The organism is Thiosulfatihalobacter marinus (assembly GCF_016019955.1).
Lineage (GTDB): Bacteria > Pseudomonadota > Alphaproteobacteria > Rhodobacterales > Rhodobacteraceae > Shimia > Shimia marinus_A.
Genome location: NZ_JAECRZ010000001.1, coordinates 483339 through 503845 on the forward strand (window position 1 = coordinate 483339; position 20507 = coordinate 503845).

The following is a 20507-nucleotide window of genomic DNA, read 5'->3' on the forward strand; positions in this document are numbered from 1 at the left end:
TGCGGAAGATTTGAGGCCTCCGGCGGGGATATTTGGGGCCAAAAGAAGCTAGGGCGTGCGGGCCATGTGATGGGCGAGGCGCAGGGCCTCGATGGTGCTGGAGGGGTTGGCGATGCCCTGACCGGCGATGTCAAAGGCGGTGCCGTGATCGGGCGAGGTGCGGATGAAGGGCAGACCGAGGGTGACATTCACGCCCCGGTCGAAATCGAGTGTCTTGATCGGGATCAGCGCCTGGTCGTGATAGGCGCAGATGGCCACGTCATAGCGGGTGCGCGCGGCGGCGTGGAACATCGTGTCGGCGGGCCAGGGGCCGGTCACGTCAAATCCTTCGGCCACCATTTCGGCGATCACCGGGGCAATGGTTTGCGCATCTTCCTCGCCCATGGCGCCGCCTTCGCCGGCATGGGGGTTGAGACCGGCCACGGCCAGGCGCGGGCGGGCAATGGCAAACCGGTTGGTGAGGGCGTCGGCGGTGATGCGGATCGTGTCGGCCAGGAGATCGGGGGTGAGGGCGGCGGGCACCCTGGCGAGGGGGATGTGAATGGTGGTGGGCACGACGCGCAGCTGAGGGCTGGCCAGCATCATCACGACACGGGACACGCCGCCGAGATACGCGAGATATTCCGTGTGGCCGGGCCAGGGGAAATCGGCCCCGTCCTTGAGCGCCTTTTTGTGGATGGGCAGGGTGCAGAGTGCGCCGGCGGCGCCCGACATCGCCAGATCGGCGCCGCGGGCGATGGTCTCGATGACGCCTTCGGCATTTTCGGGATCGGGGTGTCCGGGCGTGGCGGCGCCAAAAAAGGGGTGGGGCAGGATCGGCAGGCCAGTGGCCATGGCGCGCGCCGCTTCCGCGGGCGACTGGATGATGTGGTGGGGCACGGATCCGGGCAGGTGATCGGGATCGGCGATCAGGAAGAAGGGCAGTTCGTCGCGCAGGACGGTCCAGGCCTTTTCGGCCAGTTCAAGCCCGATCCCGGCCGGTTCGCCGCAGCTGAGCGCGATCGGCGGGGTGGTCATTTTTCGACGATCGTGGCGTCGGCGCGCAGCTGGGCGAGATAGCTTTCGGCAAAGGATTGCAGCCGCTGGTTGCGCAGCGCCTGTGCCACGTCCTCGCGCGAGAGTTCTTCATCCAGTTGCGCCGTGCGCCCGCAGAGCATGAGGAAGATCAGGTTCTGGCCGTTGCTTGTGGTGAGGGCGGTCGAGACTTCGTTGTCGTCCAGTCTGGCAAGTTCCAGGGCGATGTCGTGCGGGATCTCTCCTGGTGCCTTGGAAGCGCGGACCAGAACTTCGGGCGGGAGATCTTTGGCGACGCCGTAAAGATCATCGCAGCGGTCGATCCTGCCGCGCAGTTCGCCGGCGCGGGCAAGGGTTTCGGGGCTGCGCCCGCCGGACATGTAGAACATGGCATAGTCGATGGCGGCATAGCTGGGCGCGCGGCGGCCGGTTTCCTCGATATCGCGCATCTGGAACAGCGCGACGGCGTTGGGCAACTGGACCGGCTCGCTGATGTCGCCGGGGCCGAGCGCCACGATCAGGGGGCGCAGCTGTGGCGGCAGATTGGTGATCGGCATCCAGTCGATCTGGCCGCCGCTGTCCTTGGTCTGGGCGGCGGAATAGGTGCGCGCGGCGTCTGCGAAGGCTTCAAAGCCGCGAATGTCGGACAATGTTCCGGCGAGGTTTGTGACCTCCTCGCGGGTTTGGGGGGTGGCGGGAATCACGATTTCCGAGAGCAGCACGCGCACACCGCCCGCGCCGCTATTGGCGATGATGGCGCGGTCGATTTCCTCTTCGCTGATCTGCACCTGGGCGCCGAACCGCGATTGGACGACACCGCGCCAGGAGATGCCCGAATAGGTGAAATCGCGCATGGTTTCTTCGTCGATACCTTCGGCGGCGAGCGCCTGGATGAATTCCTCGGGCGGGAGATTGACCCTTTGGGCCAGTTCGGCGATTCCGGCCTGGACGCCGTCCTCGCTGGGCGTGATACCGGCGATTTCGGCAGCTTCGAGTTTCAGCCGGTCATCGATCAGCTGTTCGCGGGCCAGATCGCGCACGTCGCCCGGCGTGCTCATGATCGCCAGAAGCAGGGCGCGCTGTTCGATCTCGTAATAGGTGATGACGCGGTCATTCACGGTGATGGCCGGCGAAAAGGCGCTTTGGGACAGGGCCGCGTTGGCGGCCATGAGGGCAAGGGCCCCGGCGGCGAGGCCGGAAAGGAAGCGCGTGGGTCGGATGCGTGTCATTCTGCTCATCGTCACGTTTTGCCGCATGTGCGGGCATAGCTTTTGTCACCGGCATTGACCGAAAAGCCCAGCAGGGCCACTGTCAGACCGAAATCGGTGCTGGATTGCACCGTAGTGGAAGTAGAGAAGCGGCGCGAGACCGAAAGTTCGACTTTGACGCATTCATTGCGGTACTCCAGCCCCAGACCGGCCTCGGCGGTACGTCCGCTGCCCGCGTCATAGCGCCAGTCCAGCAGGCCGGTCCAGTGGCGGCTCATCCGGTAGCGGCTGTCCAGCGCCCATTCCGACAGGACCGATGTGCGATTTTCGGCCGCGTCCGGGGCCAGCCAGACATAGCTGGCATCGAGCCACAGATCCTTGTTGTTCCAGCCGATGCGGGCCGCGGCCTTGTCGACGCCGCTATTCATGTCGAACAGGGTGCGCGCCGAGAGGTTGAGGCCGTTTCTGGTCTTGATCTGGCCAGCCAGAAGAATATCGGACTCGCGCCCGGAAAGGCCCGAGGATTGCGTGAAATCGGCTTGCACGTCCTGATGATACACCTGCCCGATGGTAAAGTTGCCCTGCCAGCTGTCGGGGGCGTAGCGTGCCCAGTTCAGGCCGACCGCGCCGCTCAGCCCGCGCTCGCGGCGGTCATAGGAGGGAAAGCGCGACAGGGACAGAAGATTGCCCTCGTCAAATTCAACGCGGGTGCTTTCGTCATTGGCAACGTCAAGATTGTCGCCCCCGGAAAAGCCGATCTGAGCCACGGGTTCGAGAAGATAGGTGGCCCCGTCGGCGCCGCTCCTGCTCATCGGGTAGCGGAAATGCGCCGCGAATGTGGGGGTAATCTGGGTGGCGAAATCATCGACCGTGCTGTCATTCTCGGTGCGATAGGCATCAAAGGCCAGTTCACCGGTGACACCGGCGCGCAAGCCACCCGTGAGTGTCCAGTTGCGGCGCCATTGCAGGTTGGCATTGACCCGACCGACATCGCGCCCGTCGACATCGGCATCCGATTCCCGAACGTGCTTGTGGATTTCCAGGTTGGAGCGCAGTTCGCCGCCGATCAGGGAGGGAAAATAGCGCCGCTCGGTTTCCGCGGCGGCCACCATGGTGGGCAGGGTGGCGTTGTCTTCTCCGGCGCGCAGCGATTTGTAGTGGCGAAGGGTGAGTATCGTGTTTTCATCGCGTTTGGCCCTGGCGGCGGTGATGAAGCTGACCAGGCGGTCGTCGTCGGAGTAATCGTAATCGGTCAGGTAGCCGTCGTCAGTGACGGCCTTGAGATCGAAGGTCAGCTTGTAATCGCGGGGCAGGTCGAACCAGCCGTTGACGAATGTGTAGGCGCGGGTTTCGCCGGGCAGGATGGTATCGTCCGAAACCGCGCCTTCGATATTGAGCCGCCCTTTGCGGAAAGCCTGGCGATAGCGGAACTCCATCGTCTTCGTTTCCGACGAAACATAGGGAGTCAGCGTCAGGTCGCGGCTTTGGCCCATGGTGATGAAATAGGGGGCCTTGATCCCGTAGCTGAGCTGAGATGTGGTGCGGATCGTGGGGATCAGAAAGCCGGTGGCGCGATCCAGGGTCGGGTCGGGCAGGCGCAGATACGGAAAGTAGAGCACCGGAACGTCGCGGATCAGAAGCTGGGCGTGGTCAAAGTATAGCTGGCGTTCCTGTTGATCATGCACAACCCGGCGCGCGCGAATCTGCCAGAGCGGCGCCTGGTTAACGTTGCAGATGCGGCAGGAGGAGGCGGTGGCCTTTGTCAGGATATTGTAGCGTCCGTCGACACGATCCAGTTGATTGGCGGCCAGCTGGACCTGCTGATCGAGCACCATGCGGGCACTGCGCAGGATTCCGTTCTGAAACTCGCTGTCCAGCTCGGCCCAGTCGGCGATGATTGTGGTTTCGGACCCTTGCACGATGCGGATCGGGCCGGTCAGCGTGATCTTGTTGGCGCGAACGTCATAGTCGATCCGCGAGGCCAGCAGGCGCGACCCGTCCATCAGCGCCTCGACGTTGCCTTCGGCGGTCAGTTTGTCCTCGCCGGTGACATAGACGCGATCCGCGACAAGCATGATATTGCCCTGGGCCGGCACGGATTGGGCCAGCGCCGGCAGGGTGGTTGCGAGCAGCACAAGAAGCGCGGAAAGGACTCGGGCGGCAGCGGTCATCCGTCCTCCATATGCAACAATAATCCAAGAGCCAACATGACACTTGCCACAGGCGGCGCCCAGGCGGCCAGCAGCACCGAAATCTGGCCGCTTTCCCCAAGGATCTGGGCAAAGTTGCGCACGAAATAAAGCGCAAAGCCGATCAGTACCGAAGCCAGCACTGCGATGCCGGTATTGCCGAACCGCGTGTGACGCATGGTAAAGGCCGAGGCGATCAGCACCATGGCCACCAGGAACAGCGGCTGGGCCAGTTCCATGTTCAGCCACACGATATGGCGGCGGGCCGAAAAACCGGCGACTTTCAGTTCCTCGATGAATTCCGGCAGTTGCCAGATCGGGATCGCCGCCGGGGTGCCGAACCGGTCGCGGATGCGTTCCGGGGTCAGGGAGCTTTCCAGGCGCAACAGGTTGTGGCTCTGGGCGGCGGCTTCGGAGTTGAGTCCGTTCACCAGAGGCCATGACTTGGCGTTGGTCAGTTCCCAGGCGCCTTCCACCAGGCGGGCGCTTTCGGCCTCGATCCGGGTCTTGGGGCCGCCGTCGCGCGGGTAACTGACAATGGTGACATCCAGGAACACGGTGGCATCGGCATTGGTCTGGGCGGCATAGATCACCGCCTGGCCCCGCGCGCTGCCCTGACGCAGCCAGAGACCTTCGGAGGAGAGCGACAGGGCGCTGCGCCCTTCGGCGCGCATGCTTTCGGACATCTCGTCATAGCGCACCGTTGTGGCGGCGACGATCGGATTGAGCGTTGTCACCGCGAAGATCCCCAGAAACAACGCCACCGTTACCGGCGACAGCAGCGCCAGAATGGCCGAACGCCCGGCGGCGCGCACCACGACAAGTTCGGATGTGCGCGCCAGCGTGATGAACAGCGCGATCGTGGACAGGATCACGATCAGCGGCAACAACTGATACAGACCCTCGGGGGTTTTCAGGATGGTCAACAGCACCACCGAGGAAAACCCGACTTCTTCGACATCGAAGCGGCGCAGCTGTTCCATCAGGTCGACCAGCGCCATGAGCACGAAAAATACCGCCAGGATGCCGAGGAAAATCCAGCAGAACTTGCGCGCGAAGTAGAAATGAATGGTCATATGGCCACCTTTCGGCGCCATTGCAGCGGGCGCGCCGCCAGCCGCAGAACCAGGGCGCCAAGCGCCGTCCCGATCAGTGCGGGCAGATAGATCAGCGGCCACAGATCGGCATTGTTGCGGACCGGTTCGGTAACGGCGCTTTTCACCATTTCCAGCAGCACCAGAAGCACGAAGGCGAACAGGATCTGGCGCCAGACACCAAACCGGCTGAATCCGCCCACAAGGAGCATGGCAAAGCCGATCAGCGAGAACACGATCGGCATCAATGCCTGGGCAAAGCGACCGTGGCCTTCGTAAAGCACCCATCCGCGTCCGACCAGCAGTTCCTGGGCCACGTCGCGGCTGTTCGTCAGCAGGGACAGGGTGGACAAGTGCTTGACTGCGCGCCTCTGGGGGGCGTCGCGGTTTACCAGGCCGCCGATATCATGGGAAAAATCCGAGAAATTGGTTGTGACCAGCTTGTTGGTGCGCGAGTCGTGCACCTGCGCCAGGCCGTTGACCATCACCAGCTTTGGCCCGGAGGCGTCCTGAACCAGATAGGCCTCTTCGGCGGTATAGGTCGTGGTGCGCGACGGCGAGCGGCGATCCGACAGGAAGACATCGCGCAGCACACCTTCGGGGGTAATTTCCCGGATGTAAAAGGTGACGCCCGAGGACGGGTGCAGAAAGGTGCCCTCGGTCAGCAGGCGGGCGGTGACGTTTTCGGTGATCTCCTTTTGGCGCTCGCTGAGCTGCACCAGGCTGAGTGGCACGAGAAACTGGGTCAGAACCGACATCATCAGCGCCACGACAAAGCCGAAATACACAACCGGACGCGCCAGCCGCCAGGGGCTGAAGCCGGTGGCCTGCATCACGGTCAGTTCGCTTTCATTGCTGAGGCGGTTGATGACATAGACGGTGGCGGCAAAAGCGGCCATGGGCAGCACAAGCCGGATCACGTTGGGCAGGCTGAGGATCGTCAGTTCCAGAAACACCGTCATGTTCTGACCGCTGGCGATCAGCGTGTCGAACAGTATCACCGCCTGATTGACCCAATAGACCGACACCAGAACCAGTGCGAAAAAGCCAAACAAAGTCAGGAGCTGCGACAGGATATATCTGTCGAATCTGCGCACCGCCCAAGAATCCCCCAACTCTTCTTTTAGCGGACATTAGAGGAATTGGATCACTGGGAAAACTGCTATCTGGCCAAGCCGGGGGGCGCGCGATAGGACTGGGGCAGATATTGGGGAGTTCAAGACGTGTCGGAACCTGTGACCATTCGCTTTGAAGACTGTGATCTGGATGCCATTGCCGCCGCCGCGGGGCGGGTGTGCGTACTGGTGCCCGATGAGGGCAACCTGGGCCAGGAGGCGCGGCGTGTGAACCGGCTGACGCGCGGCGCGATTGCGCGGATGCGCGAGGCCGAGGACGGGTTGAAGACCGGAGATCTGCGCACGCTGGCCTGGCCGGCAGGCATGGCGGCGCGGGCGGTGGACGTGGTGGTCCTGCCGCGCCGGTGCAGCGTGGACGAGGCGCGCAAGGCCGGCGCCACGCTGGCCATGCAGCGGGGCCGGGAGCCGATGCTGGTGTTGGCGGGCAATCATCCCAAAGCCGCTGAAATCGCTATGGGTTTGGCGTTGCGCGACTATGGGTTTGACGATCACAAGACCGCCAAGACACCAGAGGACGGGCGCGCGGTGCGCATGATGGTCAGCAAATCCGCCGAGATCGAGGCCGCCGCCGCGCCGCTTCTGGCGGTGGCGCAGGGCGTGTTTTTCACCCGCGATCTGGTGAATGAGCCGGCCAATGTGCTGACCACGACCGAATTCGCCGCCCGGCTGGAGGCCATGCGCGGGATCGGGCTGGAAGTGGAGGTGCTGGAGGAAGGTGCCCTGGCCGAGCTGGGCATGGGCGCGCTGTTGTCGGTGGGCGAGGGATCGGACAGCCCGTCCAAGGTGGTGGTGATGCAATGGAACGGCGGCGACAGGGACGCCGCGCCGCTGGCGCTGGTGGGCAAGGGCGTGGTGTTTGACACCGGCGGCATTTCGCTCAAACCGGCGGCGGGCATGGAAGACATGACCATGGACATGGGCGGCGCCGGTGTCGTGGCGGGGGCAATGCGCGCGCTGGCGCTGCGCAAGGCCAGGGCGAATGTCGTGGGTCTGGTCGGGCTGGTCGAGAACATGCCCTCGGGGCGGGCCACCCGTCCGGGCGACGTTGTCACCTCGATGAAGGGTGACACGATCGAGGTGATCAACACCGATGCCGAGGGGCGGTTGGTGCTGTGTGACGTGATGCATTATGCCCAGGAACGGTTTCGCCCGGCGGCGATGGTGGATCTGGCCACCCTGACCGGCGCGATCATCATCGGGCTGGGCCATGAGAATGCCGGTGTGTTCTCCAACGACGAACAGTTCTGCAACCAGTTCCTGCGGGCCGCGTCCGCCGAGGGTGAAGGCGCGTGGCGGATGCCGTTGGGCCGGGCCTATGCGGACCAGCTGAAATCGCGGATCGCCGATCTGAAGAACACGGGCGGGCGCCCCGCCGGATCGGTCACGGCGGCCGAGTTCCTGCACCGGTTCGTGCAGGAGGGTGTGCCGTGGATTCACCTTGATATTGCCGGTGTGGCCAGCGTCAAGACAGACACCGCCTTTGCCCCCAAGGGCGCGACGGGCTGGGGCGTGATGGCGCTGAACCGGCTGGTGGCGGATCAGTTCGAAGCGGCGGAGTAGGGGCGTTGGGCGCGGCGTATTTCTATCACCTGACACGCGCGCCGCTGGAAGAGACCCTGGCGCGCCTGATCGACAAGGCGCGCGGCGCGGGCTGGGCCATTGTGGTGCGCGGGCGCGATCCCCGGCGCATGGACTTGCTGGACAGGAAATTGTGGCTTCAGGGGCCGGACAGTTTTCTGCCGCACGGGCTGGCGGGGGGGGCGCATGACGCCTTGCAGCCGGTGTTGCTGACCACCGGTCCTGAACGTGCCAACGGGGCCGAATGCGTGATGGCGGTGGACGGGGCCGAGGTGGCGCCCGACGAAGTGAACGCCACGCAGCGGGTTTGCATCCTGTTTGACGGTCATGATCCGGAGGCGGTTCAGCAGGCGCGCGGCCAGTGGAAGGCGCTGGTGGATGCCGGATGCAGCGCACAATATTGGTCCGAGGAGAGCGGCGCATGGCAAATGAAGGCAGAGACATGAGCGCGCCGGTGCCGGCACCGGCGATGGCCGAGGCGCTGGAGGTCGAGACCACACCGGCGGGGGCAAAGGTGCGCGACAGCGCGGGCGTGACCCATTATCTCAACCCAAGCGCGGCGGCGGTGCTGCTGCTGTGTGACGGCACGCAGGATGCGGCGGCGATTGCCGGTCAGATGCAGGATCTGTTCGACCTGGACCAGCCGCCGGTGACGGATGTCCTGCGCGCGCTGGATCAGCTGGAAGACCTGGGCCTGCTGCGCTCTGCCCTGGGGTAGAGAAACTCGAAACAGGGGTGTTTGCGGGCGGGATCGGCGAAATCGGCGGGCAGGCGCGGGATGCGCCAGTCCGGAGCGATGATCACATCCAGCACGTCTTCGGCGCGTCCGGGCACGCAGAATTCGACCCCGCGCAAACGGGCCGTGCGAAACGGTTCGACCGCGTTGGCGGGCAGGGTTCCGGGCGCCGAGGTATAGCCATAATAGCGCCCGTCACGCACGAAGCTGGTGAAGACTTCGATCCCGTGATCATGCCCGCCCGACAGGCCGGGGATCGAGAGCATCATGAACCGGCCCAGCGTTGGCTTGCCGCCGACCCGGCCGGCGCGGTCGAACAGATTGAAGATGCGGGCGCGCTCATCCAGGATACCCTGGGGCGTGTCGGCGCGGCTGATATAGGACACATCGATATCGTAATCATGTCCGATCAGGTCGCCCTCGCGGATGGCGCCCAGGAGCGTGCCGTAGGTCAGGAAAATCTGAAGGCCGAATTCGATCTGAAAGATCAGTTCGATGGATTTCAGATCGGCCACCAGAGCATCCAGATAGGCGGGATCGTAATCCATGAACCATTTTGAGGGCCGGCCGTATTGATCGATGCGGGCCAAAGAGGGATCGTTCAAGGGCTGCTCCTCGACGTGTCGCTGTATTTTAATGCGTATTCATGATACCGTTTCACGACAGAGGAGGAAGAGAAACATGGCGGACAGGACGACCAAAAATCCGACACGGCGGCATTTGCTGCGCAAGTTGCTGGCCGCGAGTACCGCGGTTTACGCGGCTCCGGTAATCGCGACATTGGGCGCCGCGCCCGCCGATGCGAGCCCCTGGGGACGCGACGCCGCCGAAGGCATTGGCCGCAACGGGCGTGGCCGTGGCCTTGGACATGGCGAAGACAAGCCAGGAGAAGGCAAGGGGCGTGGCAAGAGCCAGGGCAAGGGGATCGACAAAGGGAAGGGCCACGGTGGCGGTGAGCCTCAGGAAAGCGGCGACGGTAGCGGCGGTGAGGCTCAGGAAAGCGGCGACGGTAGCGGCGGTGAGGCTCAGGAAAGCGGCGACGGTAGCGGCGGTGAGGCTCAGGAAAGCGGCGACGGCAGCGGCGGTGAGGCTCAGGAAAGCGGCGACGGCAGCGGCGGTGAGCCTCAGGAAAGTAGTAGCGGCACACCCAATTAACGATCTGTGAAAAAGGGCCGGAAAAGGCGGTACCGCCTTTGCCCGGGTGCCGTCAGCGTGTCAGGATCATCCGGTTGCCGGTGATCGTGATCTGCTCATAACGCTGGAGATAGGCCATGCCCAGCAGGGATTGCTGCAACGCGCCGCCATTGATACGGGCGGGAACGTTGCGATCCCGGATCCCTTGCAGCGTGACCGACTCAAGGCGCACCGGGGCGGTGCGCACCTCGCCGTTTGCCGTGATCGCACGCCCGTAATAGGGCAGGTTTTCGGGATCGAACCCCACCTTGCGCGCGTCCTGTTTGCTGAGCACGATATCGGAGGCCCCGGTATCGACGATAAAGGTGATCGGGGTTTCATTGATGTCCAGCGTCAGCCGGTAATGCCCGTCGGGACCGCGCGGGATCTCGATCCGGCCGGCCTCGGAAAACACTGCCTGCGTGGGGCGCACGGTGGCGCGGATATCGTCCCACAGGCCGACGGCGGCAATCATTCCGAGGATGATCAATCCCCACAGAACCGCCTGTTGCAAAGTCTTGCCCAGGGTTTCGCGATTGCTGACGAAGAACCAGAAGCCGACCGCGCTGGTCAGCAGGACGAGGTAGGCGAGATTGCCGATTTCGATGCTGCTCATGGGATTTATATATGGCGGGTCGGGGGCGTCGGGAAGGGCTAACCGGCAAATCCGAAGTCGCGCAGACCTTCGAGGATGAATTGCACCGCCAGCGCGGCCAGCAACATGCCCAGAAGCCGCGTGACCACGGTGATGCCCGTGCGCCCGAGAATCCGTTCAAACGGACCGGCCAGCAGGAAAAAGCCCAGCACCACCCCCAGCACCGCAAGGGCCACGCCAAGCACAAGGAAAGTGGCGGACAGGCCGGGATGCTGCCCGGCCAGCAGGATCACCGTCGCGATCGAGCCCGGCCCGGCGATCAGCGGGATGGCCAGGGGGAAGACCGAGGGATCGGGATGTTCATCTTCTTCGGCCCGGTCCTCGCGCCGCTTGGTGCGCCGTTCAAACAGCATGTCGAGCGCGGTCAGGAACAACAGCGCGCCACCGGCGATGCGAAAGGCGGGCATGGAGATGCCGACAAAGCCCAGCACCGCCTCGCCCAGGAAGGCAAAGAGCGCCAGCACGGAAAAGGCCGTGATACAGGCGCGTAGCGCGATGGCGCGGCGTTTATGGGCTGGTACACCCTGGGTCAGCGCCACGAATAGCGGCATCAGCCCGATCGGATCGATGATCACGAAAAGCGTGACAAAAGCGGTGATGAGAGCGGGGCTGTCCATGCCCCGTTGCGATCATGGGGCGGGAGAAATGTCAACATGCGGCATGACAGCGGCATCCTGTTTGCCGCCGGCCGCGGCCCGGGATTGTTGACAGGCAGGCGGAAAACCCTGTTAGCGTTGCCGGGATGTAATCGCGGGGAGGCGGGCGTGCCGGAGACTTGTATCTATTTTGGCAGCGACGCGCAGCGCGCGATTTTGCGCCGGGGGCGGGCGTTGCGGGACATATTGGCGCCCTGGCCGCGCTACAGCTATTACGGGCGCGTCGTCGGGATCACCAGCCTGGATGACGAGACCCTTGACGATATGGTGGCGCTGGCGCGGGTGCAGGGCAATTCAAGCTGCACCGCAGTGCCGGATGACGCGGTGCCGCAGATGGCCCGTACCCTGAAGGAACAGGGGCTGACACCGCTGCATTATGCCAAATGGGAGGGCGACGGGGACGCGGCGCGCCGGATCATTGAAACGCAGGCAATGCCGCGCGATCTTCGGCTGGTTCAGGTGGACGCGCGAACGCCCGGGTCGGTCCTGGAGTCGTTGGCGGACATGGCGCTGGACTGTGGGGTTTTGCCGATGTGCAGCGATGTCTTGCGCGGATTGCTGCAACCGTCGGTCTGTTTTGTTGCGCTGGACGGGCAGGGGCGCGTGGTGTCCTGTGCCGCGTCTTCGGCCTATGCCCATCGCGAACACCCGCTTTGCGGCGATCAGGCGTGGTGGGGGATGCTGGCCACCGCGCCCGACCGGCGCGGCGAGAAGCTGGCGCTGATCCTGGGGGCGTGGGCAATGAACGAGATGGCCGCAAAATTCGGGTATGGCCGGTTCATGACCGGGGTGCAGCCGGGCAACGGGGCATCCGAAAGCGTGTGTGCGAAGATGGGTCTGGCCCGGCGCGGGGCATCCATCGTGGTCAGCGCCGATCCGGTGTCGCTTGGCCCAGGGAACCTGACGAAATAGGTCAAGCGCCCTCGGCGGTCTCCAGCTTTTCCAGCGCTCGCATCCACAGATCCTCGGCCCGGTCCTGGGCGTCGCGCACTTCGGCGTATTTGCGTTGCCAGACTTCCATTTCGCCGATCTTGCCGTCTTCGTAGAGCGTGGGGTCGGCCAGTTTTTGCGACAGTTTCTCGGCCATGTCGCCCAGCTTTTCCACGCGCTGTTCGCATTTGCGCAGCTCGGTGCGCAAGGCCAGCAGATCCTCGCGCGTTGCGCGTTTGGCGGGCTTGGGCTTGTCCTTGGGTTTTGGCCGGTCGCCTTGCAGCAATTCGGCGCGATAGCTTTCCAGATCACCCTGATACGGCGTGACGGTGCCGTCCGCGACCAGCCACAGGCGATCTGCGGTCATGCTGAGCAGGTGCATGTCGTGGCTGACTAGGATCACGGCGCCGGAATAGGCGGTGAGCGCCTCGACCAGGGCTTCGCGGCTTTCGATATCGAGGTGGTTGGTGGGTTCATCGAGGATCAGCAGATGCGGCGCGTCCAGCGTGGCCAGCAGCAGCGACAGCCGCGCCTTTTGGCCACCGGACAGCTTGGCCACAAGGGTATCGGCCTGTTCCGCACCCATGCCAAAGCCCGCGAGGATCGCACGCAGCTGAGCCGGGGTTTTGGCGGGGCGTTCGCGGCGCAGGTGATCGAGTGGCGTTTCATCGACATGCAGCTCGTCCACCTGATGCTGGGCGAAATAGCCGATGCGCAGCTTGCCCGAGCGGGTCATGCGCCCTTCGATCAGATCAAGACGGTTCGACAAGAGTTTGGAAAGTGTGGATTTTCCCTGCCCGTTCTTGCCCAGAAGCGCAATCCTGTCATCCTGATCGATGCGCAGGTTCATGCGTTTGAGCACCGGTGTGCCGTCATAGCCGGTGGAAGCGGCTTCGAGATTGATGATCGGGGGCGAAAGCTCTTCGGGGGAGGGAAAGGCAAAGGCGCGCAGCGCGGCCTCTTGCGGGGAGGTGATGGGCTGCATCCTGGCCAGCGCCTTGAGGCGGGACTGGGCCTGTTTGGCCTTGTCGGCCTTGTAGCGGAAGCGGTCCACGTAGGATTGCAGATGGGCGCGGCGGGCGTCCTGTTTGCGGGCCATTGCCTCGGCCTGGGCCAGTTTTTCGGCGCGCTGGCGGGCGAACTGGTCGTAGGGGCCCTGGTAGAAGGTGAGCTTCTTGTCTTCGAGGTGCAGGATGGCGCCGACGGCACGGTTCAGCAGGCCGCGGTCGTGGCTGATGATCAGGACGGTATGAGGATATCTGGCCAGGTAGTTTTCCAGCCAGAGCGCGCCTTCGAGATCGAGATAGTTGGTGGGTTCGTCCAGAAGCAGCAGATCGGGCTGGGAGAACAGCACGGCCGCCAGGGCGACACGCATCCGCCAGCCCCCCGAAAAATCCGAGCAGGGGCGGGATTGATCGGCAAAGTCAAAGCCCAGCCCCCTGAGGATCGACGAGGCGCGGGCCTCGGCCGACCAGGCATCGATATCGGCAAGCCGGGTCTGGATATCGGCGATGCGCGCCGGATCGGTGGCGGTGTCGGCCTCTCGCAGAAGGGTGGCGCGTTCGGTATCGGCGGCCAGCACCGTATCAAGCAGGGAGACGTTCGAGGAGGGCACTTCCTGGGCGACGCCGCCGATACGGGCCCTTTGGGGCAGGGTGATGGTGCCGGTTTCCAGCGCCAGCTCGCCCCGGATCAGGCGGAACAAGGTGGTCTTGCCGGTACCATTACGCCCGACGAGGCCAACCTTGTGCCCGGTGGGCACGGTCGCGGAGGCGTTCACGATCAGCGGGCGGCCCGCGACGGAATAGGAGATGTCTTCAATGCGCAACATGAGGGGCGGTGTCGCCGATCCGGGCGCGCGCGTCAATCACCGCTTTTCATGGCGCACGCACCATGCTATCGGAGCGCCAATTCGAACACAGGCCGCCGCGAAGGGCGTCCGATTTTCAGGAGAATGACTCATGGCGCTGGAACGCACCTTTTCGATCATCAAACCCGATGCAACCCGCCGCAACCTGACGGGCAAGATCAATGCCAAGTTCGAGGATGCGGGCCTGCGTATCGTCGCGCAGAAGCGGATCCACCTGACCAAGGAACAGGCGGGTGTGTTCTATGCGGTGCACAAGGACCGTCCCTTCTATGACGAGCTGTGCGAGTTCATGGCGTCTGCCCCGATCGTGGCGCAGGTTCTGGAAGGCGAGAACGCCATTTCCAAGAACCGCGAAGTGATGGGCGCGACCAACCCGGCCGATGCCGCCCCCGGCACCATCCGCGCGGAATTCGCGGAATCGGTTGGCGAGAACTCGGTGCACGGGTCGGATGCGCCGGAAACGGCCGCGGTGGAAATCGGGTATTTCTTCTCGGGCCTGGAACTGGTCGGCTAAACGGTTTCGGATCGCCTGATGCGATCCGGTCCGGGCGGGGGCCAGCCCCCGCACCCCCGGGATATTTGGGGCCAAAAGAAAATCAGGGGCGTTTTTCGATGACGCCGATCCTGTCGAGGGCCGCTTCGAGATCGGAGCGGCCTTTGTCGTGGGCGCGGGCCTTGATGGCGTCGAAGCGTTTGCGAAGCGCGGTTTTTTCGGTGCCCTTGCAGTCGTTCCAGGGGCGGCCCTGAAGCCCCATCACAAGAACGTAATAGCCGATGAAGTGCGGTTTCATGCCGGTTTTCAGCAGGCGGGCATAGGTTTCGTCGGCCCCGAGATCGCGCAATTGCCGTGCCGTGTGTATTCCGGCGCGCGCGCAGGCGGCTTCGTAGGCGGGGCCAAGATTGCGGATCGAGGAAACGGGATCGGACATGGCCCCGAGGGTAGCGTGCTGAGCGATCCGGGCAAGGGGATTGTCAGATCATCGCCCAGTCGGAAAAGATCGGCTTGGACGGGGGAGGCTGATTGTTGCCTTGCGGGTCTTTTTGCGCCTGGGGCCTGGGCGTGGGGCGCGGTTGGGATGGGGTGACATACGGCATGGGACGGCTCCTTTCCTGGCAAGTCCTGATTGGTTTGCGGCGACCATCATGGCGGATGGTTACGGCGGCAGGATGCCGGGAGCGGGGTGATTTTCTGCCGGGAATGTGCCGGATCCAAGTGGCGGACAGGGATTTGAGGCCAGACCCGGCCATGGCGCGCGCGCCCGCAGTGACGGGGCAAGGGGCGGGTTTGCGATGTCTTTTGGTTCGCTGGGTTGCGGGCGCCCCCTAGGAGAACCGGCGGCGCAGCGCGACGTTGAGGGTTTCGATCGCGATCACCATGACGATCACCGCAATCGTGACGCTGGCCGCCTTGTCGTACTGGAATGATCGCACATATGTTTGAATGTAGAACCCGATCCCGCCGGCGCCGACGATGCCCAGTATCAGTGACTCGCGCAGGTTGAGTTCGAAGCGAAAGATCGTGTCCCGCGCAATGACCGGGGCCACCTGTGGCCAGATCGCGTGGCGCAGTCGCAGCAGGGGGCCAGCGCCGGCGCTTTCAAGTGCGGCGATGGGCGCGCGCGACACGCCGTCTACCGCCTCGGCATAGAATTTCGCCAGCATTCCGGTGGCATGAAAGGCGATCGCGATGATGCCGGGCAGCGGGCCAAGCCCGACGGCGCCGACCATCAACATGGCGACAAGAATGAGCGGAATCGCGCGGATCAGGGCCAGGACCATTCGGACCGGACGGTGCACGGCCGCCGGGACCATGGTTTCAGAGGCCAGAATGGCCAGCGGAAGCGACAGGATCACCGCACCCAGCGTGCCCAGAATGGCGATGCGCAATGTTTCGGCGCTGCCCTGGATGATTTCCTTCATCACCGATGGGTCAGGGGGCAGCATGCGTCCCAGGAAATCGGCAATTCGGGGACCGGCCGACAAGAGGCGCGACGGGTCCATATCGCTTGTGACCAGTGACCAGAGCACGGCACCGGCAACAAGAGCGCCGGCCGCGTAGCCGCCATATCCGCGCCGGCCCATCAACTGATCACCTGGAGCTGAGGCGCGCGCGCCGCGTCGTTCAGCTCGTATAGCGCTGCGGTCGCGTCTTCTGTGAGGTCCGCCGTCGCGGCGGCGACAACGATGCGTCCGTTGCGTAGCCCCACGATCCGGTCGGCAAAGCGGCGGGCCAGGTCCGGCTGGTGCGAGGTGAAGATGGTGGTTGCGCCGCGTTTGCGCGCGGCGTGTGTCAAAAGCGTCAGGATCTCGGTTGCGCGGGCCGGGTCCAGATTGCTGATCGGTTCGTCGGCGAGGATCAGGCGCGGCTCTTGCGCAAGGCAGCGCGCAATGGCGACCCGCTGGCGTTGCCCGCCGCTGAGGCTGTCCACCCGGCGATTGGCCAGATCCGCGATGCCGCAATCGGTCATCGCGGCCCGTGCCACGGACAGATCATGCGCCGAGGGACGCCCCAGCAGGGCGCGCAAGACGCCCATGCGCCCAAGACGCCCGTTCAGCACGTTGCGCAGCACGGTCGAGCGTTCGACAAGCGCGAATTCCTGGAAGATGAACCCGCTGTCGGCGCGGCGGGAAAGTGGCGGCGGCGCATCGGGATCAAGGGCAAGGCCCAGAATTGAAACCCGGCCCTGCCAGCGGCGCAGCCGTCCGTCAAGCAGCGTCAGAAGGGTTGTCTTGCCCGCGCCCGAAGGCCCCAGGATCGCGACCGACTCGCCTGTGGGAATCGTCAGTGACAACCCGTCAATGGTTGGTGTGGTGTCGCCGGGGTGCGAGAAGGCAAGATCGTCGATCTGGACAGCCGGTATCATTTCATCAACCCGTAGCGCCGGGCCATGGCGCGTACGCCGTCATAGGCGGCCGGATCGGCGGCGACATAACCGTCCGGCCCATAGAGATATTGCAGCCGGTGGCGGTTTTCCTGTTCATTGAGGCGCAGCATCGCGGCGACGAACCGCGCTTGCAGGGCGGGGTCGAGACCGGGGCGGGCGATCACCACGTGGCTTGGGATCGTGTCGCTTTCCGCAATCCAGGTCACTTCCGCCTGTTGGGCGGGCGACAGCAGCAGGTCCGCGTATTGGCTGGCGCCGGCTGCATCCACCAGCCCTTCGGCCATGGCCTGCATCGCCTGTTGGTAGCCGCCGGCAAAGAACATGCGGCCAAAGAAGGCCCGCGCGTTGCCCGGTCCGTCGATCAGCCCGGCTTTTTCGAATTCCGCCAACGGGTACAGGTAGCCGGATTCCGAGATCGGATCGGCAAACGCGATGTCGCGCCCGCGCAGATCGGCCAATGTCTTGATGCCGCTGTCGCGGCGGACAAATATGCGCCCGGTATAGTTTGGGGCACCACGGTAGACTTCGGACAAGAGGGGTACGGCGCCGATTTCGGCCTCGGCCAGGGCAAAGGGCAGCGCGCCCATGAACGAAATATCCGCGTCGCCGTTGCGCAGGGCTTCGACCGCGGCGGCATGGTCGATCGTTACGAAACCTTTGACCGTCACGCCGGTTGCCCGGGACAGCCAGCCGGTGATCTCTCCGATATCTCCCAGAAGTTTTTGCGGGTTTTCCTGTGGGATGAAGGCCAGGCGCAGGATGTCGCCTTGCGCGCGAACGGGAAGGGCAAGCAGCGCGGTGGCGGCGGCGGACAGGGCCAGAAAACGGCGGCGGGTCGGATTGGTGTTCATCTCAGAATGCCTTTGCTTGAATGGCGTCAGCGTCGCTTTTGAAAGTGGCCCAATGTGCATTGGCGGCTGTCCAGTCCCCCATGCGCACGGCTGTCCCGACCTGGGCCAGCCGGTCGGCCAGCGCATAGATTTCGGGCCGGACTGCAAGGTTGCCCATGGTGCTGGCATCCGCGGCCAGATCGCTGGCCACGGTATCGGTCAGCAGCAGGATGTGGCGGGTGTCCTTACGGGGCAACAGCGTATCCAGGGTGGAGGCAAATGTGGTCAGTTCCGAAAATGCCAGTCGGAAAGGCGTATTTTCGTCGTCAAACACTTCGTAAGGCGCATCCGCGGCCCCGACGGTTTCGAGATAGGCGGTAAGGTCAGCCCGTTCCGTCGCGGTCAGGCCCAGTGCCTTTGTGTCGTCGAACCATGCCACTACGGCAGCCAGGGTCGGCAGGGAACCGTCGTGAAAATAGGGGGCGGTATAGACCGTGCCAAGCAGTGTCGGGGTGTCCAGCGCCCCGGCGCGCGCGCCGTCATAGGCTGGTTGCACCGAGCCGATGTCATGCGCCTTGCGGTCAAGGAAATTGGCGCCGGGAACATGGCAGCTGGCGCAGGAGGCGCCGCCCAGCCCCGCAAGGGGGCGGTTGAAGATGGCCGCGCCGCGCCGGGCCGCATCGGGTGCGGCGGCGGTCAGTTGCCCGTCGCCTGTCAGCATCGCGTTCGGCAGGAAATCGAATTCGGTCATGTAGGCGACAATGGCATCAAGCATGAATGGTGTCGGCTCGTCCCCGGCGAATTCATTGACGATCACGTTGCGGGTAAAGTCGCGCAGGCTGGCAAAGCGCCCGTCACGGCCATAGGGCCCGGTAAAGCGCAGCCCGCGCAAGGACGGGATGTCGATGGGATCATTGCGCCGGTCGTTGAACATCGGGTTGAAGAACGCGCCGTCAACATCCACCGCGCCGGGCTGGTGGCTGGCGCCGGGGATGAAGAACCGCTGGTTGATGTCGGACCGGTTGTGACAGGTGGAGCAGGAGATTCCGAGTTCCCGCGCCGGGCCGCTGAAAATCTCGGGGCTGTCAAACAGCATGTCGCCATAGGCGATCAGCGGCAGATCGGCCTCGTCGATGCCCTGTTCCTCGAAGTTCAGCACCAGTTTCGGCAGCGGATCCTGATCGAAGATATCCGAACCGGGGGGCAGCGTGTTGGGGATGTCAACATCGGCGCCGCTACGGGCAACGGATTCCGGGATGGCGCTCAGCCGGGCGCGCGGTGCGAAGCTGTCGACAAGATAATTGGCGCCAAGATAGTCCGAGATGACCGCGCGTGCCGTTTCCATCGTATCGCGGTCGGGCGCGACAGCGCCTGCGCCAAGCACTCCGGTTGACCCGGTTGCGCTGGCCAGTTCCAGCCAGGCGCGTCCGAGCGCGCGCGCGCCGTCGGGGTCGGCGGCGGAGATGTGATCGGCAAAAGCGCGATAAAGCTGGCGCGCCATGGCGACCGCCCGCTGTGCGTCGGCGGGGGTTTCGGACGACAGGGCGCGGTCCAGGGTTTCCTCGATGCGTCGCGCGACCAGGCGGGTCGCTTCGGCGAAAACCGCCTGGCGGTCCTTGCGCCCGATCGCGGCTGTCAGGGGGGCTGTTGCCAGTTCGCTTTGCGAGTCCAGCCAGGTCAGCGCGCCTTGTGTGAATTCGGAGCCGCGATAAGGCTCGGACCAGGCGGTTTCGATGTCTTCCCAAGGTGGCGGCGCAAGGTTGCCCAGAAACAGGGTCAGCCGGTAGCTGGCCGCTTCGGGCAGCCAGGGGGCTTCTTTTGCGGGGGTCGCAAGCGCGGTGCCGGACCCGCCGGCGAGACCGGCTCCTAGCAGCAGGGTTGCCACCAGGGCAAGGAAAGAGCGGCGCACGATAGCCTCCTGACAGAAAGTTAGACGTGGCTAATATATCTGCCGGATGGGATCAAGTTGTCAATCGGTAAATCATCGGCCATTGTTGGGCCATGTCGAGCCGAATTTCATCCTCGTCCGGCGCGCTTGCGCCTGACATCCGCGCCCCGGAAACCCAGGCAGACGGGTTTGCGACCGTACGTCAGGCACATGGAAGTGAAGTGGCGGAAGATTATGTCGAACTGATCGCGGAACTGATCGAGACGAGGGGAGAGGCGCGGCCGGTGGATATTGCCGAGCGTCTGGGCGTCAAGCCGCCGACAGTGACCAAGAACATTTCCCGCCTGAAAGCCGCGGGGCTGGTCCGGCGCGAGCCGTATCGTGCGGTTTTCCTGACCGAAACCGGCCAGGCGCTGGCCAACGCCTGTCGCCACCGGCACAGGATCGTGGTGACTTTCCTGATCAGTTTGGGGATCGATGCGGAAACGGCGGAACGGGACGCGGAAGGGATCGAGCATCATGTCAGCGATGCGACCCTGGCGGCCTTTGAAGCGCAACTGGCCGGGGCCGCGCGCCGCTAGGGGCCGGGCCCCCGGGGCGCACAATTCCGGGCCATGCTTGGCGACGGGTCATGCGCGGTGGGTTGTCAGCCGACCTGGCTGGTG

The 20507-nt window shown here is 64.3% G+C and carries 21 protein-coding genes; 7 read left to right on the forward strand and 14 right to left on the reverse strand.

Annotated elements, in window-relative coordinates; genetic code table 11:
* Positions 1 to 48: 48 nt before the first annotated feature.
* From pdxA to lptF, 5 genes are read right to left on the reverse strand one after another with little or no spacing between them, the layout of a single operon-like run.
* Positions 49 to 1017, reverse strand: a complete 969-nt coding sequence (gene pdxA / locus I3253_RS02305; protein ID WP_197916002.1) for a 4-hydroxythreonine-4-phosphate dehydrogenase PdxA — start codon at positions 1015 to 1017, stop codon at positions 49 to 51.
* Positions 1014 to 2243, reverse strand: coding sequence for a peptidylprolyl isomerase (locus I3253_RS02310; RefSeq protein WP_197916003.1), 1230 nt, complete (start codon positions 2241 to 2243; stop codon positions 1014 to 1016). The genes pdxA and I3253_RS02310 overlap by 4 nt, the downstream gene beginning before the upstream one ends.
* 11 nt (positions 2244 to 2254) lie before the next feature.
* Positions 2255 to 4393, reverse strand: coding sequence for an LPS-assembly protein LptD (locus I3253_RS02315; RefSeq protein WP_197916004.1), 2139 nt, complete (start codon positions 4391 to 4393; stop codon positions 2255 to 2257).
* Positions 4390 to 5487: an LPS export ABC transporter permease LptG gene (gene lptG / locus I3253_RS02320; protein WP_197916005.1), complete on the reverse strand. Its 1098-nt coding sequence runs from the start codon at positions 5485 to 5487 to the stop codon at positions 4390 to 4392. Before lptG ends, I3253_RS02315 begins: the two co-directional genes overlap by 4 nt.
* Positions 5484 to 6602, reverse strand: coding sequence for an LPS export ABC transporter permease LptF (lptF, locus tag I3253_RS02325; protein WP_197916006.1), 1119 nt, complete (start codon positions 6600 to 6602; stop codon positions 5484 to 5486). The genes lptG and lptF overlap by 4 nt, the downstream gene beginning before the upstream one ends.
* Before the next feature lie 126 nt (positions 6603 to 6728).
* Between lptF and I3253_RS02330 the strand changes: the two genes are divergently transcribed.
* The 3 genes from I3253_RS02330 to I3253_RS02340 are packed head-to-tail and all read left to right on the forward strand — an operon-like array spanning position 6729 to position 8937.
* Positions 6729 to 8201: a leucyl aminopeptidase gene (locus I3253_RS02330; protein WP_197916007.1), complete on the forward strand. Its 1473-nt coding sequence runs from the start codon at positions 6729 to 6731 to the stop codon at positions 8199 to 8201.
* 5 nt (positions 8202 to 8206) lie between these two features.
* The gene (locus I3253_RS02335; protein WP_197916008.1) at positions 8207 to 8665 is read left to right on the forward strand and encodes a DNA polymerase III subunit chi; all 459 of its coding nucleotides are present in this window, start codon (positions 8207 to 8209) and stop codon (positions 8663 to 8665) included.
* Positions 8641 to 8937: a PqqD family protein gene (locus I3253_RS02340; RefSeq protein ID WP_197916009.1), complete on the forward strand. Its 297-nt coding sequence runs from the start codon at positions 8641 to 8643 to the stop codon at positions 8935 to 8937. Before I3253_RS02335 ends, I3253_RS02340 begins: the two co-directional genes overlap by 25 nt.
* On the opposite strand, the gene I3253_RS02345 is transcribed toward I3253_RS02340, so the two are convergent.
* Complete coding sequence (locus tag I3253_RS02345; RefSeq protein ID WP_197916010.1) at positions 8895 to 9560, reverse strand: hypothetical protein; 666 nt, start codon at positions 9558 to 9560, stop codon at positions 8895 to 8897. The genes I3253_RS02340 and I3253_RS02345 overlap by 43 nt on opposite strands.
* 76 nt (positions 9561 to 9636) lie before the next feature.
* Between I3253_RS02345 and I3253_RS02350 the strand changes: the two genes are divergently transcribed.
* A complete protein-coding gene (locus tag I3253_RS02350; protein WP_197916011.1) occupies positions 9637 to 10110 on the forward strand; it encodes a hypothetical protein in 474 nt (157 codons plus the stop codon).
* A 52-nt stretch (positions 10111 to 10162) separates the two neighbouring features.
* Here the strand turns inward: I3253_RS02350 and I3253_RS02355 are convergent, their stop codons facing one another.
* Complete coding sequence (locus tag I3253_RS02355; RefSeq protein WP_197916012.1) at positions 10163 to 10744, reverse strand: retropepsin-like aspartic protease family protein; 582 nt, start codon at positions 10742 to 10744, stop codon at positions 10163 to 10165.
* A gap of 38 nt (positions 10745 to 10782) precedes the next feature.
* Entirely contained in the window at positions 10783 to 11400 is a 618-nt protein-coding gene (locus tag I3253_RS02360) for a MarC family protein (RefSeq protein ID WP_197916013.1), read from the reverse strand.
* A 147-nt stretch (positions 11401 to 11547) separates the two neighbouring features.
* On the opposite strand from I3253_RS02360, the gene I3253_RS02365 reads away from it, so the two are divergent.
* Positions 11548 to 12351 carry a GNAT family N-acetyltransferase gene (locus I3253_RS02365; RefSeq protein ID WP_197916014.1) on the forward strand — a complete coding sequence of 268 codons (804 nt, stop codon included), beginning with the start codon at positions 11548 to 11550 and terminating at the stop codon, positions 12349 to 12351.
* Between the two features lies 1 nt (position 12352).
* Here I3253_RS02365 and I3253_RS02370 read toward each other — a convergent pair whose 3' ends face one another.
* Complete coding sequence (locus I3253_RS02370; protein WP_197916015.1) at positions 12353 to 14200, reverse strand: ABC-F family ATP-binding cassette domain-containing protein; 1848 nt, start codon at positions 14198 to 14200, stop codon at positions 12353 to 12355.
* Positions 14201 to 14330: 130 nt separating this feature from the next.
* Between I3253_RS02370 and ndk the strand changes: the two genes are divergently transcribed.
* Positions 14331 to 14753 (forward strand): nucleoside-diphosphate kinase, encoded by a 423-nt coding sequence (ndk, locus tag I3253_RS02375; protein WP_197916016.1) that lies wholly within the window; start codon positions 14331 to 14333, stop codon positions 14751 to 14753.
* Between the two features lie 82 nt (positions 14754 to 14835).
* On the opposite strand, the gene I3253_RS02380 is transcribed toward ndk, so the two are convergent.
* The 5 genes from I3253_RS02380 to I3253_RS02400 all read right to left on the reverse strand — a co-directional run bounded on the left by I3253_RS02380 (position 14836) and on the right by I3253_RS02400 (position 19863).
* Positions 14836 to 15168: a TfoX/Sxy family DNA transformation protein gene (locus I3253_RS02380; protein WP_197916017.1), complete on the reverse strand. Its 333-nt coding sequence runs from the start codon at positions 15166 to 15168 to the stop codon at positions 14836 to 14838.
* 394 nt (positions 15169 to 15562) lie between these two features.
* Complete coding sequence (gene phnE, locus I3253_RS02385) at positions 15563 to 16321, reverse strand: phosphonate ABC transporter, permease protein PhnE (RefSeq protein WP_197916018.1); 759 nt, start codon at positions 16319 to 16321, stop codon at positions 15563 to 15565.
* Positions 16321 to 17103 (reverse strand): phosphonate ABC transporter ATP-binding protein, encoded by a 783-nt coding sequence (locus tag I3253_RS02390; RefSeq protein WP_197916019.1) that lies wholly within the window; start codon positions 17101 to 17103, stop codon positions 16321 to 16323. Before I3253_RS02390 ends, phnE begins: the two co-directional genes overlap by 1 nt.
* A complete protein-coding gene (locus I3253_RS02395) occupies positions 17100 to 17975 on the reverse strand; it encodes a phosphate/phosphite/phosphonate ABC transporter substrate-binding protein (protein ID WP_197916020.1) in 876 nt (291 codons plus the stop codon). The genes I3253_RS02390 and I3253_RS02395 overlap by 4 nt, the downstream gene beginning before the upstream one ends.
* A gap of 1 nt (position 17976) precedes the next feature.
* Entirely contained in the window at positions 17977 to 19863 is a 1887-nt protein-coding gene (locus I3253_RS02400) for a cytochrome c peroxidase (RefSeq protein WP_332255654.1), read from the reverse strand.
* Positions 19864 to 19955: 92 nt separating this feature from the next.
* Here I3253_RS02400 and mntR point away from each other — a divergent pair, with 92 nt between their 5' ends.
* Positions 19956 to 20423, forward strand: coding sequence for a manganese-binding transcriptional regulator MntR (gene mntR / locus I3253_RS02405; protein ID WP_197916021.1), 468 nt, complete (start codon positions 19956 to 19958; stop codon positions 20421 to 20423).
* The last annotated feature ends 84 nt before the right edge of the window (positions 20424 to 20507 follow it).